The organism is Sneathiella aquimaris (genome assembly GCF_026409565.1).
Lineage (GTDB): Bacteria > Pseudomonadota > Alphaproteobacteria > Sneathiellales > Sneathiellaceae > Sneathiella > Sneathiella aquimaris.
This window is the reverse complement of the sequence record NZ_CP112881.1, coordinates 3,726,306-3,743,312: the sequence shown is the minus strand read 5'-3', so window position 1 is coordinate 3,743,312 and position 17,007 is coordinate 3,726,306. Positions and strand designations below refer to the sequence as shown.

16 protein-coding genes are annotated in these 17,007 nt (G+C 50.1%); 11 read left to right on the top strand and 5 right to left on the bottom strand.

The genetic code is table 11. The features are described from left to right. Window positions 1-95 precede the first annotated feature (95 nt). From OIR97_RS17725 to OIR97_RS17675, 10 genes are read left to right on the top strand one after another with little or no spacing between them, the layout of a single operon-like run. Window positions 96-1,367, top strand: coding sequence for a glycosyltransferase (locus OIR97_RS17725; RefSeq protein ID WP_181017843.1), 1,272 nt, complete (start codon window positions 96-98; stop codon window positions 1,365-1,367). Beyond that, window positions 1,364-2,491, top strand: a complete 1,128-nt coding sequence (locus OIR97_RS17720; protein ID WP_169543533.1) for a glycosyltransferase family 4 protein — start codon at window positions 1,364-1,366, stop codon at window positions 2,489-2,491. The genes OIR97_RS17725 and OIR97_RS17720 overlap by 4 nt, the downstream gene beginning before the upstream one ends. After that, on the top strand, window positions 2,488-3,069 hold the full coding sequence (locus OIR97_RS17715; RefSeq protein WP_169543532.1) for a histidine phosphatase family protein: 582 nt from the start codon (window positions 2,488-2,490) through the stop codon (window positions 3,067-3,069). The genes OIR97_RS17720 and OIR97_RS17715 overlap by 4 nt, the downstream gene beginning before the upstream one ends. Next, window positions 3,066-4,229, top strand: a complete 1,164-nt coding sequence (locus OIR97_RS17710) for a glycosyltransferase family protein (protein WP_169543531.1) — start codon at window positions 3,066-3,068, stop codon at window positions 4,227-4,229. The genes OIR97_RS17715 and OIR97_RS17710 overlap by 4 nt, the downstream gene beginning before the upstream one ends. Further along, window positions 4,222-4,980, top strand: a complete 759-nt coding sequence (locus tag OIR97_RS17705; RefSeq protein ID WP_169543530.1) for a polysaccharide deacetylase family protein — start codon at window positions 4,222-4,224, stop codon at window positions 4,978-4,980. The genes OIR97_RS17710 and OIR97_RS17705 overlap by 8 nt, the downstream gene beginning before the upstream one ends. 55 nt (window positions 4,981-5,035) lie before the next feature. Then, entirely contained in the window at window positions 5,036-5,554 is a 519-nt protein-coding gene (locus OIR97_RS17700; RefSeq protein ID WP_169543529.1) for a hypothetical protein, read from the top strand. 3 nt (window positions 5,555-5,557) lie between these two features. Then, window positions 5,558-7,450, top strand: a complete 1,893-nt coding sequence (locus OIR97_RS18720; protein ID WP_169543528.1) for an ABC transporter ATP-binding protein — start codon at window positions 5,558-5,560, stop codon at window positions 7,448-7,450. Between the two features lie 32 nt (window positions 7,451-7,482). Then, window positions 7,483-9,363, top strand: coding sequence for an ABC transporter substrate-binding protein (locus OIR97_RS17685; RefSeq protein WP_169544337.1), 1,881 nt, complete (start codon window positions 7,483-7,485; stop codon window positions 9,361-9,363). A 60-nt stretch (window positions 9,364-9,423) separates the two neighbouring features. Further along, on the top strand, window positions 9,424-10,452 hold the full coding sequence (locus OIR97_RS17680) for an ABC transporter permease (protein WP_169543527.1): 1,029 nt from the start codon (window positions 9,424-9,426) through the stop codon (window positions 10,450-10,452). Further along, window positions 10,449-11,636: an ABC transporter permease gene (locus OIR97_RS17675; RefSeq protein ID WP_169543526.1), complete on the top strand. Its 1,188-nt coding sequence runs from the start codon at window positions 10,449-10,451 to the stop codon at window positions 11,634-11,636. The genes OIR97_RS17680 and OIR97_RS17675 overlap by 4 nt, the downstream gene beginning before the upstream one ends. 20 nt (window positions 11,637-11,656) lie before the next feature. Here OIR97_RS17675 and OIR97_RS17670 read toward each other — a convergent pair whose 3' ends face one another. From OIR97_RS17670 to OIR97_RS17660, 3 genes are read right to left on the bottom strand one after another with little or no spacing between them, the layout of a single operon-like run. After that, window positions 11,657-13,012 carry an adenylate/guanylate cyclase domain-containing protein gene (locus OIR97_RS17670; RefSeq protein ID WP_169543525.1) on the bottom strand — a complete coding sequence of 452 codons (1,356 nt, stop codon included), beginning with the start codon at window positions 13,010-13,012 and terminating at the stop codon, window positions 11,657-11,659. A gap of 56 nt (window positions 13,013-13,068) precedes the next feature. Continuing rightward, window positions 13,069-13,368 (bottom strand): hypothetical protein, encoded by a 300-nt coding sequence (locus OIR97_RS17665; RefSeq protein ID WP_219821592.1) that lies wholly within the window; start codon window positions 13,366-13,368, stop codon window positions 13,069-13,071. Next, window positions 13,349-13,903 (bottom strand): O-methyltransferase, encoded by a 555-nt coding sequence (locus OIR97_RS17660; protein ID WP_219821591.1) that lies wholly within the window; start codon window positions 13,901-13,903, stop codon window positions 13,349-13,351. Before OIR97_RS17660 ends, OIR97_RS17665 begins: the two co-directional genes overlap by 20 nt. A 101-nt stretch (window positions 13,904-14,004) precedes the next feature. Here OIR97_RS17660 and OIR97_RS17655 point away from each other — a divergent pair, with 101 nt between their 5' ends. Further along, window positions 14,005-14,763 (top strand): enoyl-CoA hydratase/isomerase family protein, encoded by a 759-nt coding sequence (locus tag OIR97_RS17655; RefSeq protein ID WP_169543524.1) that lies wholly within the window; start codon window positions 14,005-14,007, stop codon window positions 14,761-14,763. Window positions 14,764-14,780: 17 nt separating this feature from the next. On the opposite strand, the gene OIR97_RS17650 is transcribed toward OIR97_RS17655, so the two are convergent. Further along, entirely contained in the window at window positions 14,781-15,551 is a 771-nt protein-coding gene (locus tag OIR97_RS17650; protein WP_169543523.1) for a response regulator, read from the bottom strand. Between the two features lie 143 nt (window positions 15,552-15,694). After that, window positions 15,695-17,005, bottom strand: coding sequence for an ATP-dependent protease ATPase subunit HslU (gene hslU, locus OIR97_RS17645; protein ID WP_181017842.1), 1,311 nt, complete (start codon window positions 17,003-17,005; stop codon window positions 15,695-15,697). Window positions 17,006-17,007: the final 2 nt, after the last annotated feature.

Sequence of the window (17,007 nt, the reverse complement as noted above, 5' to 3'; positions counted from 1 at the left end):
TATGAACGGTTTTTTTTGCCCGCGATTGTTGGTTGTAATTCACCAGAACTACGCTTAATCAGGGGAGCAGGATCCAAATATTCAGGGCATGCAGATTGTCAAATTCAGAACCACAGAATGTAATAACCGTTGTGCTGAAAGGATATCCGCGCCTTTCTGAAACCTTTATCGCGCAGGAATTACTGGCCCTGGAAAAAAAGGGGTTGCGGCTGCATCTGATTTCTCTGCGTCATCCGACGGATAAAACAACCCATCCGATCCACGATGAAATTCAGGCGCCTGTTACATATTTACCAGAATATTTGTATCAGGAACCGGGTCGCGTCTGGCGCGCATGGAAGAAAGCCAGACATTTTCCAGGATATAAGAAAGCGAAGTCGATCTGGATCCGTGATTTTTTAAGGGGAGTGACTTCCAATCGTGGACGCCGCTTTGGGCAGGCGTTGGTCCTGGCCGCAGAAATGCCGGAAGGCAGCCGCGAATTATATGCGCATTTCTTGCATACGCCCGCGTCTGTCGCGCGGTATGCGGCACATATGACAGGGTTGGACTGGTCCTGCTCGGCGCATGCCAAAGATATCTGGACATCTGAAGAATGGGAACTGTCAGAAAAACTGGATGATCTGAAATGGCTGGTGACCTGCACCAGTTTCAACACACATTATTTGCGAAAACTGGCGTCAAATCCTGAAACGGTCTCTTTGTTATATCACGGGCTTGATTTGTCCCGCTTTCCTGTGGCACCTGATAAAAACCATGTCAACGATGGGCGGGACGCTGCCGCACCCGTGAAAATCATTTCTGTTGGCCGTGCCGTGACAAAAAAGGGGTATGATGATCTGCTGAAGGCGTTGGCCATTCTGCCAGAAGACCTGCAGTGGCATTTTACCCATATTGGCGGGGGTGGCTTATTAAAGGATTTAAAACAGCAGGCAGCAGAACTTGGATTGTCTGATCGGATTACCTGGCGCGGTGCGCTGTCACAAAAAGACGTTCTGGAAAACCTTAAGGCATCCGACATTTTCGTCCTGGCAAGTCGGATCGCAGATGATGGCGACCGTGATGGATTGCCCAATGTATTGATGGAGGCACAAAGCCAGAAAGTGGCGGTAGTATCAACAGAGGTTTCCGCTATTCCCGAATTGATTGAGAACGGTGAAAGTGGTCTTCTTGTACCGCAGCGTGACCCAGTATCTTTGGCGGCGGCGCTTGAAAATATGATCGTGTTTCCGGCTAAACGTCAGGCATTTGCCGATCGCGGGGATGAAATTCTTCGGCAAAAATTTGACGCGTCTAAATGGATTGACAGACTGGCGGCAAAATTCGGACTTAAAACTGCTCCAGACAAAACAGATAATCCATCATGAAACTTGGCTTTTACGCACCAATGAAATCACCAAACCACCCTGTCCCATCAGGTGACAGACGGGTGGCCAGATTGTTGATGAAAGCATTGCGTGAAGCTGGATTTGAGGTTGACCTTTATAGCGAATTTCGAAGTTTCGACAAAAACGGCGATAAGTCCTGCCAAGAAGAGGTTCGTTTAGCGGGATTGGCTGAGGCGGAACGAATAATTTCGGTTTTGGAAAACACAGAACCCGCCGCGCGGCCACAGGCCTGGTTTACCTATCATGTGTATCACAAGGCTCCGGACTGGATTGGCCCAAAAGTGTCGGGGCATTTTGGGATACCGTATTTTGTCGCAGAAGCCAGCCATGCGCCTAAACAGAAAGAGGGGCCTTGGGCCATGGGATATGAGGCCGCGGAAAAGGCGATAAAGCAGGCGTCGCGGGTGTTTCATATGACCCGTCTGGATGGGGCCTGCCTGAAGCCATTGCTCGACCGACAGGACGCTCTGGTATATTTGCCGCCCTTTCTGGATGAACAGCCCGCGGCGCTGGCCGAAAAAGATGTGGAACGGTTGCTTGAGAATGCCGGGTGGGATTGTCAAAAATCGCTCTTACTGACTGTTGCCATGATGAGAAGCGGCGATAAATTACAATCCTACAGACAACTTGCTGAGGCTTGCCGGTTTCTCGGCGGAGATGATTGGCAATTGGCAGTCGTCGGGGATGGCCCACAAAAAGACCTTATTCGCTCGTTCTTTGAACCGGCAAAGGATCGGCTTTTGTTTCTGGGTGCTTTGGAGGCTCCGGCGCTTTTCGGTTTGTATAAAAAAGCGGATGTGTATGTCTGGCCTGCCCATGGGGAGGCGTATGGCATGACATTTCTGGAAGCAGCCTCTTGTGGCTTGCCAGCCGTGGCGGGAGATATTCGCGGTGTTCCCGATGTTGTGCTTTCAGGTAAAACGGGCTTGCTTTGCCCTGCCGGAGATATGCCAGCGTTTGCTGCGGCAATTCGGAAATTGCTGGATGAGCCGCATCTACGAGCTCAGCTGGGACAAAATGCAGCCAATTTTGCACGTGATAAACGGGGGTTGGAGGCGGCTTCATCCATGTTAAAACAACAGCTCGGCGAGGTTTTATCGTGATCCCTTTATTGCTTGTCCGGCATGGAAAAACCGAATGGAACCTTGAAAAACGTATTCAGGGGCGGCGTGATATTCCGTTAAGTGATATCGGACGTAAAACGCTTGAAGGGGTTCGTATCCCGGCCCGGTTTCGCGCGTTCAACTGGGTCAGTAGTCCCTTAAAACGGGCGGAAGAGACCGCTTTGCTGCTGGGGGCGGAAGCCCCGCATATCGAACCGCGGATTATTGAGATGGATTGGGGGGACTGGGACGGTAAGACCTTGTCCGAGCTTCGAGCCCTTTACGGAGAGGAAATGCGTCAGAATGAAGCCAAGGGGCTTCATATGCAGCCGCCTGCCGGGGAAAGCCCAGCCATGGTTCAGGAGCGTTTGCGACCCTGGCTTATGGAATTGTCTGAACCAACAATAGCCGTTACACATAAAGGGATTATACGCGCCTTGAAATCCCTGGCTTACAACTGGGACATGACTGAAAAAGCGCCAGTTCCGTTCGATTGGTCCTGCGTGCATTTATTTAAAGTAGACCCGTCTGGCAGGATATTTCCTGACTGCGTGAATATTCCGTTGGAGACATCATGACCGAGTTATTGCCCATCCGCGTTCTTTTTTATGTGCAGCACCTTCTGGGGATTGGACATCTTCGCAGAACCGCGACGCTTGCCCGAAATCTGGTGCGATCCGGTTTTGATGTCACCGTTGTTTCAGGTGGGCACAAGATCGACATCGATCTGGGCGGGGCGCACCTTGTTCAACTGCCGGCCACGCGAGCCACCGATCTGTTCTTTAAAGAACTTGTCGATGAAGAAGGAAATCAGATTGATGATGGTTGGCGCGACATGCGCGCCGGAAAATTGCTGGATCTGTATGACGATATCCAACCGGATATCCTGATTACAGAGCTATTTCCTTTTGGGCGCCGTCAGATGCGGTTTGAATTATTACCGTTGTTGAAAGCCGCAAAGGCGTCAGGAAAGCCGCCTCTGATTGTCTCCTCTGTTCGGGATATTCTAGTTGCCCAAACCAAGCCCGGCCGGAACGACGAAATGCTGGCCCTTGTCGAAACCTATTTTGATAAAGTCATGGTTCATGGGGATCCAGAGCTTATTTCACTCGACCGGACCTTTCCGCATACCGCCCGAATTCAGGGCCAGATTTTCTACACCGGATATGTGGTTGACCGCACCGGTGTCCGTGGAGGCGCAGAGCCGGTCGGCGCGGGCGAGGTGATTGTGTCCAGCGGCGGGGGAGCCGTCGGAACAGAACTTTTGAAAACCGCGATGAAAGCCAAGGCGTTGTCTTCTGCCCGTGATAAGGTCTGGCGCATGATGGTTGGAACGACCGTCGAAGATGAGATTTTTCAAGAACTTCGCGGGATGGCCCCCGCCGGGGTTATTGTGGAGAGGGCGCGAAAAGATTTTACCAGTTTGCTGATGAATTGTGATCTGTCGATCAGTCAGGGCGGTTACAATACTGTGATGGAAATTCTCTATGCCGGTTGCCGGGCGGTGATTGTGCCTTATGCGGGGGGCGTGGAGACCGAACAGACGTTACGGGCAGAGCTGCTGGCGAAAAAAGGCGTGCTTCATATTGCTAATGAAGCCGGGCTCACACCGGAGATATTGGCGGGTCAAGTGGACAGGGCGCTGAAAGGGCCCCCATCTGAAGCATCGATCGATATTGACGGAGGAACCCGGTCAGCGGCGCTTCTTAAACAATGGGTTGCAGAAAAAAATGGCTGATTGGGATCTATTGCAAGCTGAGCTGGACCAATGGCTGGACGCTGGCAAGAGGGCGACCTTCTGGTGGCGCGATGACGATCTGAACGAGCCAACAGATGCGTTCATGCGCTTGCTTCAGTTAAGGGCTGCGCTGGATATTCCGCTGGGGCTTGCCGTTATTCCAGATCGGGTTGATCCACATATTGCAGACGAGGCCGATGGCTGCCTGTTTTTGCAACATGGGGTGCTGCATCAGAACTTTGCAGATGCCGGACAAAAGAAGTGCGAATTTCCAGACACGCGCCCTGTGGACGAAAGCCTGTCGGATATACTGTCCGGTAAATCACGGATGGAGGAATTGTTCGGTGGTCAGTATCTTCCCGTCTTTGTTCCTCCCTGGAACCGGATCACATCCCGTTTGCTCGGCCCGCTTGCAGACGCGGGATTTATTGGTTTGTCGCGCTATAGAGCTCGGGAAAATGCGGTTCACAACGGGGGGCTTGTGGAAATAAATACCCATGTTGACCCTATCTTCTGGCGCGGAAACAGAAGTGCCCTTGACGAGAAAGAAGTGCTTGCTCTTGTGATCCGCCATCTGCAGGCGCGGCGGTCGGGAGGTGCTGATGTGCTGGAACCAACCGGGCTGTTGACCCATCATCTTGTTCATGACGAGGCGATTTGGGAAATTACTTTTAAACTACTGTCCTTTTTAAACAGTCACAAAGCTGTAAGATGGATGACATTTCCCGGCGCTATGGCGCTAGTGGAGTAATCAAAGTGACAAGGGGGCGGGTTGAAATTCTGGCGGATGTTGATCCTGAAAAACGATGAAAGTATTTACCTACCCTTTTAAGGAAGTGATGCGCGAGTATGTGCGGGCGGGAATTGGAATTGGACTAACCGCGCTTCCCCTCTTGTTGTTGAGGCCATCATCTGTCATTGTTTATATATTGGGAGCTTTGCTTTGCCTGTTTATCTTGTATGCTTTAAGAGCAATAAACAGGCATATTGCAAAAGTCTGTATTACGGAAAATAAAATCTGCATAACCGGATTACAGGCTAAATGTATTGATTGGGAGGAACTTAAGGCATTCTCGGTTTCCTATTTTTCCACACGCCGTGATGGAGAAAAGGGATGGATGCAGCTTAAGTTGGAAGGTAGAGGTGTTCGATTGAGGATTGAATCCACGATCACTGATTTCGAAGATTTGGTGGAAATCTGCGCAACCATTGCTGCGGGCAGAGGTCTTTCTTTCAGTTCGGCAACAGCACAAAATCTGGATATTCTTGGCATCTACGCCAATAACCACGGCGATATACAGCCAGCTAGTTGGGGAAGAAAATAAAGAATGTCCAATGTGTTGCTGGTTCGTGATCTGAAAGTTGAATTTCATGTCGCCGAGGGTGTTGTCAAAGCCGTCGATGGTGTGAGTTTTCGTGTGCCTGAAGGTAAAACCGTTGCGCTGGTCGGCGAGTCTGGTTCTGGTAAATCGGTTATCAGTCAGGCGATTATGTCCATTCTTCCCAAAGCGGCACGGATTTCAAAAGGTGAAATCATATTTTTTGATCCCCAGAAGCCCGGCAATTTTTATGATATTGCAAAACTGAAACCAGACAGCCGGGAAATGCGCGAAATTCGCGGTGGGCGGATTACGATTATTTTTCAGGAACCGATGACGTCCCTGTCCCCGTTGCATACGATCGGTGACCAGATTTCCGAGGCCCTTCACCTGCATCATAAGAAAACAAAGCAGGAAGGTCAGGAAATCACCATGGATATGCTCCGTCTGGTTGGATTTCCGGATCCTGAAGCGGCGTTGAGCACGTATCCCTTTGAATTGTCAGGCGGGTTGCGGCAGCGGGCGATGATTGCCATGGCCATGATTTGTAACCCCGCCCTGCTTATTGCGGATGAGCCGACAACGGCCCTTGATGTGACCATCCAGGCTCAGATCCTGGATTTGATGCAATCGTTGCAGAAACAACTGAAAATGGCCATCTTGATGATTACCCATGATCTGGGTGTCGTCGCCAGTATGGCGGACGAAGTGGTCGTCATGTATCATGGCAAGGTCATGGAGCAGGGGACACTGGATGATATCTTTGGTGACCCGCGGCATCCCTACCTGAAAGCTCTTCTGAAAGCTGTTCCGCGTTTTCACATGAAAGAAGGGGAAAAGTTGACCCCGATCCGGGAAATCAAGCGCGAAAAAGACAGCCGGTTTTTAAGTCAGGCCAATCCACGCAAGCCGGGCGGACATGACGATCCACCGATTTTATCGGTCCAAAATTTAAGCAAAACATTCACAACCCGTAAAACAACGATGCTGGGCAGTAAGCCCGGCGGTACGGTGAAGGCGGTCGATGATGTTAGTTTTTACATAAAGCCGGGGGAATGCCTGGGACTGGTCGGCGAGTCCGGTTGCGGAAAAACGACCTTGTCAAAATTGATCCTTCGGGCCGTCACCGCGTCAGAAGGGGTTGTTACCTATAATGATCGGGGAACGGATCTGGATGTTCTGCATCTTGGCAAAAAAGAACTGTTCGATTATCGCGAAAAAGTCCAGTTTATCTTTCAGGATCCCTTTTCATCCCTCAATCCGCGGATGACGGTTTTTGATATTATTTCGGAACCATTGGTTATCCACAATATTGGAAATCAGAAAGAGCGGGAGGAAACGGTCAAGGAATTGATGAACCTCGTGGGTCTGGATATCCGTTTTCTGCGCCGCTACCCTCATTCTTTCTCTGGCGGGCAGCGCCAGCGTATCGGAATAGCAAGAGCCCTGGCCCTGAAACCGGATTTGTTAATTTGTGATGAGCCGGTTTCTGCGCTGGATGTATCAATTCAGGCGCAGATCCTGAATTTGCTGAAAGACCTGCAAAAAGAGTTGGGCCTTACTTATTTGTTCATCTCTCACAATTTGGCGGTGGTGGATTATATCGCGGACCGAATTGCTGTGATGTGCCAAGGCAAACTGGTAGAAACGGCGCCCCGCGATGTTTTGTTTAAAAATCCGGTGCATCCTTATACAAAACGGCTCTTGGCGGCTGTCCCGGAGCCCGATCCGGAACATAAACTGGATTTCGCCCATCTTGTGGAAGAAAAAGCTTCTGATCCAAAAGCCTGGGCAAGGCCGTTTACAGCCAGTGATGAAAGCCCTGCCATGATGTATGATTTGGGGGATGATCATTTTATTCGGGTCCAGAAAGATGCTGATATGTCGGAGTTAAAACTGTGACTGCTCATTTCAGGAACATAAAATTGGCAATAATGACGGCCTGTCTCTGGTGTCTTGCCAGTCTCGGGGTTGCTGCCGAAATCCCTTCTTTGAAAGAACAGGTGGATATGGGGCAACTGCCTCCCATGGCAGAACGGTTGCCCGATACCCCTCTTGTCGTTCCGTTACGAGAGGGTCGGACACTTGGTGAATATGGTGGCAGTCTTAAAACGCTCATTGGCAGTGCGTCTGATGTGAAGTTGATGTTTGTTTATGGGTATGCGCGTCTGGTTGGCTATACACAGGATTTGAAAATTGCTGCGGATATCGTTCGTGATTTTGAAGTACAGGATAACCGCGTCTTTACCTTTTATTTGCGTAAAGGCCATAAATGGTCGGACGGGGCACCCTTCACATCAGAGGATTTCCGGTATTGGTGGGAAGATGTCGCGAACAATCCAAAGCTGTCCCCGACAGGTCCGCCCTCCGCACTGGCGGTTGAAGATCAATATCCTGAAGTAACTTTCCCAGATGCGTATACGGTTCGGTATGCCTGGACGCGGCCAAACCCGAATTTTCTGGCGTCTCTTGCCGGGGCGTCGCCGTTGCTGATTTATCGGCCAGCTCATTATTTGAAAAAATTTCATGATCGGTATGTGGATAAATCCAAGATGAGCAAGATCCAGAAGATCAAGTTCAAGTCCTGGGCCTCCAATCATAACCGCAAAGATAATCTGTACAAATTTGACAATCCTGAATTGCCAACGCTTCAACCGTGGCGCAACACAACTGCCGCACCGGCCAACCGATTTGTCGGGGTTCGAAACCCGTATTTTCACCGGGTTGACGAAAAAGGTCGCCAGCTGCCGTATATTGACCGGGTTGTGTTATCCATTTCCGAAAGCAAACTCATTTCCGCCAAGGCGGCTTCCGGGGATGTTGACCTGCAGGCCCGGGCTATTCGTTTGCAGGATGCGACTTTTCTTAAAGCCAATGAAAAACGCTCCAAATACAGGACCCTTTTATGGCCAACTGTCCGTGGGTCCCATTTTGCCTTATTCCCAAATCTAAACGCCTCTGATCCTGTTTGGCGAAAGCTTATGCGCGACGCGCGGTTCCGGCGGGCGCTATCATTGGGTATTGACCGCGAAGAGATCAACGATGTCCTGTTTTTCGGCTTGGCGAAAGAAGGCAATAATACGGTTCAGGAACAGAGCGTTTTTTATTCGGATGAATTGCGAACCAGATGGGCAACGCTGGATATCGAAAAAGCAAATGCGCTTCTTGATGAAATAGGTCTGACAGACCGGGATAACAATGGCATTCGGCTTCTTCCCAATGGTGAACCACTTTTGTTGATTGTGGAAACGGCGGGCGAAAATTCTGAACAGTCTGATGTCTTGGAATTGATCCGGGATTCCTGGAAAGAAATCGGTATTTCCCTGTTTATCAAACCATCCCAACGATCCGTCTTCAGAAATCGTATTTTCGCAGGCGAGACAATCTTATCGGTTTGGGGCGGATTGGAAAATGGCGTGCCAACGCCGGAAAGCAGCCCGGCAATCCTGGCGACAACAAGTCAGCAAAGCTATCAATGGCCGAAATGGGGACAGTATTTCGAGACCAAAGGACAGTCTGGCGAAGAAGTGGACATGCCAAAAGTCCATCAGTTGAACGCGCTATATTCCAAATGGCTGAACGCCTCTGACACGGCAGAACGAACAAAAATCTGGACAGAAATGTTATGGATCCATGCGGAGGAGCAATATACCATTGGTGTCGTCAGCGGTATATTGCAGCCCATTGTTGTGAAGAACATTTTAAAAAACGTACCGAAAAAGGCGATCTTTAATTGGGATCCTGGCGCGCAGTTCGGGATTTATCATCCGGATATGTTCTGGTTTGATACCAGTCAGAAAACGGGGGCAGAATAATGCCAACTTTACTGGCAATATGTATTTTATCGGCTGATGGGGTAGGGGGAAACTAAGCGGATGTTCAGTTATTTTGCACAACGCGTTCTGGTTATGATCCCGACTTTGCTGGTGGTCAGTATCCTGACTTTCATCATTATTCAGTTGCCCCCGGGTGATTATCTTTCCAATCAGCTTCAGGAATTGAAAGCGCAAGGGGAGTCCGCGTCGGCGGCGGCGAAGATTGCGTTTTATCGGGAACAGTATTCGCTGGACAAGCCGCTTGTTGAGCAATATGCGATCTGGATGGGATTTTGGCCAGGGCCGAACGGTTTTTCCGGGTTGTTGCAGGGCAACTGGGGACATTCTTTTGCCTATGATCTGCCGGTAAGTGAAGTTCTTGGGGACCGAATGTTCCTGACCTTCGTGATTAATTTCTCAACGATAATCTTTATTTACATTGTGGCCTTTCCCATTGGGGTTTATTCGGCGACCCGCCAATATTCCATTGGGGACTATGGTTTTACGCTGGTCGGATATCTGGGGCTGGCAACGCCGAACTTCCTTCTGGCGATGGTTCTTTTATATTACGCCAACTACTATCTCGGCCTGTCGATTGGCGGGCTGATGGATGAGCAATATCTGGATCAGCCCTGGAGTATCGACAAGGCCCTGTCGGTTCTGGATCACATGATTATTCCGGTGATTGTTATCGGCACCAGTGGTACAGCAGCCATGATCCGCCGTCTGCGGGCAAATCTGCTCGATGAATTGCAAAAGCAATATGTAACAACGGCCAAGGCGAAAGGGGTCCCCAAGGTGCGGGCCCTTATAAAATATCCGATCAGGATGTCGCTTAATCCCTTTATTGCCGATATTGGGAATTTACTGCCCGATGTCATTTCTGGATCGGTGATCGTGAGTGCGGTTCTGAGTTTGCCGACTGCCGGTCCCATGCTGCTGGACGCGTTACGATCGCAAGATCAGTATCTGGCGGGATCCTTCCTGATGTTCCTTGCCTTGTTGACGGTCATCGGTGTCTTTGTGTCTGATATTCTGCTTGCCATGCTGGACCCCCGGATCAGATTGTCAGGAGGGGCCACGAAATGAGTGATATCAACAACGAAACCGGCAAGACGACAAAGCTGGATCACTGGCATTCGACAGAACCTTTTGACCCCTATTCCGTAGAAAAGCTCTCTGCAGAGCAGGAAAAATTCTATCTGGCGTCGCAATGGAAAATGATGTGGTGGAAATTTTGCCGCCACCGTTTGGCCGTGATCAGCGGCCTGGTTTTGCTGCTATTTTATCTTTCGGTCATCTTTACAGAGTTTCTTGCGCCCTATGAGTTGCATAGCCGAAATACGAAATATATTTTTGCGCCGCCGCAGTCCATTCACATCTTTCACGAAGGTGAGATAAGAGCGCCGTTTGTTTATGGGTATCGCCAGCGGTTGAACCTTGAGACCTTGCAGCGGGAATATCGGATTGACACAAAGCAGATTTATACCCTGCGGTATTTTTGCCGCGGCGACGACTATAAGTTGTGGGGAATGGTTGAAACCGATGTTCATCTGGTCTGTCAGGATGACCAGCGTAAAGCAACCTTCTTCTGGCTTGGGACAGACCGGCTGGGCCGGGATATCCTGTCCCGGATCATTTATGGTACCCGTATTTCCCTCACCATCGGACTGATCGGTATCATTATCAGTTTTACGCTGGGTATTATTCTTGGTGGTATCTCAGGCTATTATGGTGGCTGGATTGATAACGTTATTCAACGAACCATCGAGCTGTTGAAATCTCTCCCTCAATTGCCTCTGTGGCTAGCCTTATCGGCGGCGCTACCGGTGACCTGGTCGCCGATCTGGGTATTTTTTGGACTGACGGTCATCCTTGGATTGCTGGATTGGCCGGGCCTTGCCCGCGCTGTTCGATCAAAATTCCTGTCGTTACGCGAGGAAGACTTTACAACGGCGGCCCAGTTGATGGGGGCCAGTCCGTCCCGGATTATTGGACGCCACCTGTTGCCATCATTCGCCAGCCATCTGATCGCCAGCGCCAGCCTCGCCGTTCCCAGCATGATTCTGGGTGAAACAGCGCTTTCCTTCCTTGGATTGGGGTTGCGACCGCCGATTACATCCTGGGGGGTATTGCTGAATGAAACAACCAATATCAATGCGGTTGCGACGACACCTTGGCTTATGTATCCGGTGGTGCCCGTCATTATCGTTGTCTTGGCGTTTAACTTCCTGGGGGATGGTCTTCGGGATGCGGCGGATCCATATAAATAAAAGGCTTTGAAAGGTTACCGTCAATCGGCTTCGGTGAGGACGACAAGATCCACAAGGCCTGTCACGCCGCCGACATCGCGGGCGGCGCGGATTTCCATCTGTGTGGATGGCGTAAAGCCCTGAGCGAGTGCTTCTTCATAGCTTTGCAAGGTAAGCAGGGCAATGGCCTGTTCGGCTTTTGCATGTTTATCGAGTTTAGCGGCCAGATTGACCGGCTCGCCGATCACCGTATATTCCAGCCGGCTTTTGTCGCCGACTGCGCCAAACAGAATTGATCCCGAGGCGGCGGTGAAGCGAATAACCTGAGGTTCAAGGCCTTGGGCTTCTCGCTCTTTTGCCCAGTCTCTGGTTTCCACCATCATTTCTTCCATTGCCCGAAGGCAATCGGCAGAATAATGATCCGTTTGTACAGCGGCACCAAAAGTAGCCAGAATGCCGTCACCGAGAAACTTGTCGATTGTACCGCCATTGCGTTGGATGATGGGAACAATCCGGGCCTGATACTCAGCAAGAAGCGTGATCACTTCATTGGCCGGCTTTTCCATGGAAAGGCGGGTAAAGCCTTGCAGATCACAATGCAGGATGGCCGCTTCTCGGGTTTGACCGGTTCCCGGCTCGATCCATCCTTCTGAATGGGTGATTTTTTCTGCAATTTCCGGTGAGAAAAAGCGCGACAGGTCTTCTGCAGCGGTCGCCTGCGCAACCGAATTGATCAGCAGCCGTTTTGCCCGGACAATTACCAGTGCGAGAATAAACGTCACGACAAGAATACTGATGATTTTGTCAAACTCGGCACCCAGCAAAATATTGTGGGACATGGTGTATAGGACATAATCATTGGTAATATTGGCCATTCCGTTACCGGAATGAACAGCATAACCAAGCAACACTGTCCAACCGAGCGCCGCACTCAGGCCCGCCAGAAGGACATAGCGCACATCAAATCGCAACGCCCTTAACGATATGAAAATAAAAACATAAAGCAGGGTCGGCGCTTTAAGATAAAAAGAGGGTTCTTGCTCATATTGGATATGAAAGCTCCAGATCAGGAACATAAGCAATGTCATATCGGCAATGACAGACAGGGATAAAAACCACCAGGAAAGATACCGGGTGATGGCAACGGCCGTGCGGATAAGCGTGAATATCAAATAGGAGGCAAGCGCATAGGGCACGGGGGCGAACATTGCATCAGCAGAAAAGGTTTTTGGCGAAAGCGCGTAGAGGGTCGCAAAAACCATGACCAGAAAGAGCTGTACCCAGGCAATCAGTATTTCTGACTGATTTTCCTGTGTTTGTATGGCCTGTTGCACCCGCGCCGGTAATTGACCATCAATATCATTCCCAAGAAGGGTGCGCTTTATTAGAGACAGCATTTTTCTAATATGCCTTGTTCTGGGAAAGATAACAGTAACAACACATCATATTCCTGTTATGTCTCTTTTTTCAGCCAAAGGCTGGTTTCATGCGCGCCGTCCTGAATTGGTAGAGAGCCAACCACACTGCGATTAAGGGCCTCGCCCATATAACGCTGTACATAATAGCTTGAAAACAGAAGATCATAGCCTGCGCTTAGCAACGGGGCGACAACCTGTTGTTCGTTATAACCGCGCCAGTGCCAGCCTTCCGGATAGTCATGGGGCAGGAAAATATCGTGAATATGGACGATGACCCCTTTGGGAAGGGCCGGTAGTATTTCGAGAAAAAGAAAATCAACATCTGTTCCAGGCATGGCGATATGACTGCTGTCGATAAAAAGAATATCGCCCGATGTCAGATCCGAAAAGAGGGAGGGGTCGACCTGTTGCACGGTTGTTGGGAATATTTCGACACCAAGGCTGCTGATATCGGCGCGGGGCAGGATCGATTGCGATAAAACGGCTGTTGACCCTACCGTCCTGAATGGCGCGCATCATGAAACGGGTTGAATGCCCGGAGCCAACCTCGATGATGGTCGCCGGTTTTTCGTCTCGAACCATGGTATAGGCAGCGGCGCCGTCCAGACGGGGAAACCAATCCTGTTCCCAGCGCGGCGCGGGCGGACCTTCCTTCCCAAAAGAGGATAATTCTTCTGAATAACGGCCCATTCCGTTCAGAAATCGCCCAAAATGCTCTTCTTTTTGTTGCATGAGATCTAGCAAAGCAGCGTACGGTCTGTCCTGCGCTCGGATCGGTACCGTGTCCGCATACCGGTAGGGAATAAAGAAACCCTGTTTTTTGAGTCCCAGGATCGTTGATAATCCCATTTTGAGGCGTCGCATAGTCATCTGGTACCGGCTGTTGAAATCGCGAATGAACAGAGATTTTGTCAAATAATCAAACCCTGTGTTACAAGTCATTAAAACCAAGAACAAGGGGTAATCAAGTTATGGGCACTTTCTTTTCATCCGATCAGAAGGATCATGTGCTGACAGTCACACTCAACAAACCGGAACAGCATAATGTTTTGAACCCAAAAGAGATGGCGGCGTTGTCGGACCATCTTGAGGTGCAGGCAAACAACGATGACATCCGGGTTGGAGTTCTGACGGCAACGGGGAAAAGTTTCTGTGCGGGCGCTGATCTCGGTGAATTAAAAGACTATAATTTTAGTGCTAACCCTTTGGAAATTTTGTCCAATCGGATTGAAAGCCTGCCTTTCCCCGTCATATGCAAATTAAATGGAGGGGTTTATGGCGGTGGAACAGATCTTGCGCTCGCCTGTGATTTTCGCGTCGGTACAACGGCCATGAAATGTTTTATTCCACCGGCTAAAATCGGTATTCATTATCATGCATCAGGAATGGCGCGGGCCGTTTCAAGGCTTGGTCTGGGACCGGCGAAACGCTTGTTTTTAGCCTTGGAGACAATGCGCGGAAGTGAATTGAAAGAGATCGGATTTCTTGATTATCTGGCCCAGGATGCCGACCAACTGGAGCAAAAGACACAAGCCTTGGCGGCGGATCTGTTGGCGTTGGCACCGCTCAGCCTTCGGGGAATGAAAGCCACGTTCAACGACATCGCCCGATCCGCCTTCGATGCAGATGCGGCGGTCCAGCGCCAAATCAAATGTTTGGAATCCGATGATTTTGCGGAAGGCCGGGCGGCGCTCGCCGAAAAACGGGCGGCACAGTTCAAGGGGGTATGACCCCCTTATTGTGAGGATCAGGTGATCGCAAATCGTTGGAGCGTATCAGCAAGGTCATTTCCGAAATTTGGACCCCTGCGGATAATCCCGACGTTCATCGGAAGGGCTCGTAAATCTGGATGATTGGGTTCCAGACTGGTCAAAACGGCAACTGGAATATCTTTGGTTGTCGGCATTGCTGAGAGGGCACAGGCCAGATCAATTCCTGAAAGACGCGGCATAACCGCGGTTGTGATTACCAGATCCGGCTTAGTTTCCAGAACAATTTCAAACGCTTCAATCGGGTCGAGAACGGTTGAAACACGATAACCACAGGCGGCAAGTTCACGTTCGACAACACGGGCCGCTGTTTTTTGTGGTAAAATCAGGGTTACTTCGGTGTCAGTTACTGTAATATCGGTGACTTCAAAGGTGCTTTTATGAGGAAGATCCCGAATAACAGTCGCAATCTCTTCTGGCGGAATAACATCACCATCCAGAACCGCACTGATTCTGTCGCTGAACCGCTGAAGATCCATGAGATTTTTATCGGTAATTTGATCAGCCTGGGCCAGATATTCATCCAAACGATGGCTAAGCGGGGTCAGACCCGGAAGATTAACGGCCTTGGCTTTCAGGCGCAGGTTTGAAGCGTCCTGCGCCAGAAGCATCGCAGCTTCCTTGGGGTCAAGTGTTCCGCCCCTTATTTGCTGCATCCGAACTTCCAAGCCCGCCACGACATCTCTGGCCTCATCCAGGGCTTCGATCTCATACTGCTTTTCCAGTTCTGCTTCTGTTAGAATTTTCATTTTAGCACACCGTTGGAATTGAAATGATAGTTGTTCAATCTACGATGTTTTTATTAAGCAATCCCTAAGCCTTAGGATGGAAGACGATCAGAAAAGTTTGGCAGGAGGCCCACCTGCGGCAGGCCTCATTGCGCGGTTTCGGATTACAAAATGAACTTCGACAAGTCGGAATCGGTGGTCAATTGCCCAACATGTTTTTCAACATATTTTGCATCGATAATCACTTCGGTGTCCGGACTATCGGTTGCTGTAAAGCTTATATCCTCCAGCACTTTTTCCAAAATGGTGTGAAGTCGCCGTGCTCCGATATTTTCAACACTGGCATTGACGTTCGCCGAAATGGCCGCAATTTTTTCAATGGCATCGTCGGTGAAGGTCAAGGTGACATTTTCGGTATTCATCAAGGCGATATACTGTTTGATGAGACTGGCTTCGGGCTCTGTCAGGATGCGCTTCAGATCTTCTTCTGTTAAGGCCTGCAATTCCACCCGGATTGGCAGGCGTCCTTGCAGCTCCGGCAATAAATCAGAAGGTTTGGCAATGTGAAAGGCACCTGACGCGATAAACAGAATATGGTCGGTTTTGATCGTTCCATATTTGGTGTTTACGATTGTCCCTTCGATGAGCGGTAAAAGATCCCGCTGCACACCCTCGCGACTGACATCAGCACCCTGCCGATCACTTCGGGCGCAGATTTTGTCAATTTCATCCAGAACAACAATCGAGCCATTTTCAACAAGCTCTTTAGCTTCCAGAATAATCGCGTCCTCATCAAGCAGTTTGTCGCCTTCTTCGTCGATTAAAACACCATAGCTTTCAGAGACGTTCATTTTGCGCGGTTTGGTTTTTTGCGGGCCGAGTTTGCCGAAGATATCGTTCAGGTTCATCATGCCCATTTGCGCGCCGGGCATTCCCGGGATTTCAAAAGTGGGCATTCCGGCATTGCTGTTATCCGCGACATGCAGTTCGATTTCTTTATCGTCCAGTGCTCCTTCTCGCAGCATTTTTCTGAATTTCTGGCGGGTGTCTGAAGAGGCGTCCTCACCAACCAGCGCATCCAGAACTCTTTCTTCTGCGGCAAGTTCGGCTTTTGCCTTGACCATAACCCGCTGATCCTCACGCACCATGTTGATCGCGATTTCCATCAGGTCGCGGATGATCTGCTCGACGTCCCGGCCGACATATCCCACTTCTGTGAATTTTGTTGCTTCAACCTTTAGAAAAGGGGCATTTGCCAGTTTGGCCAGACGGCGTGAAATTTCTGTTTTACCAATGCCTGTTGGGCCAATCATTAGAATATTTTTTGGAAGCACTTCTTCGCGCATGTCCTCAGACAGTTGCTGGCGGCGCCAACGGTTCCGTAAAGCAATGGCCACAGATCGCTTCGCGTCTGCCTGACCTACAATATGCCGGTCCAGTTCATAGACGATTTCACGGGGGCTTAGGTTGGTCATAA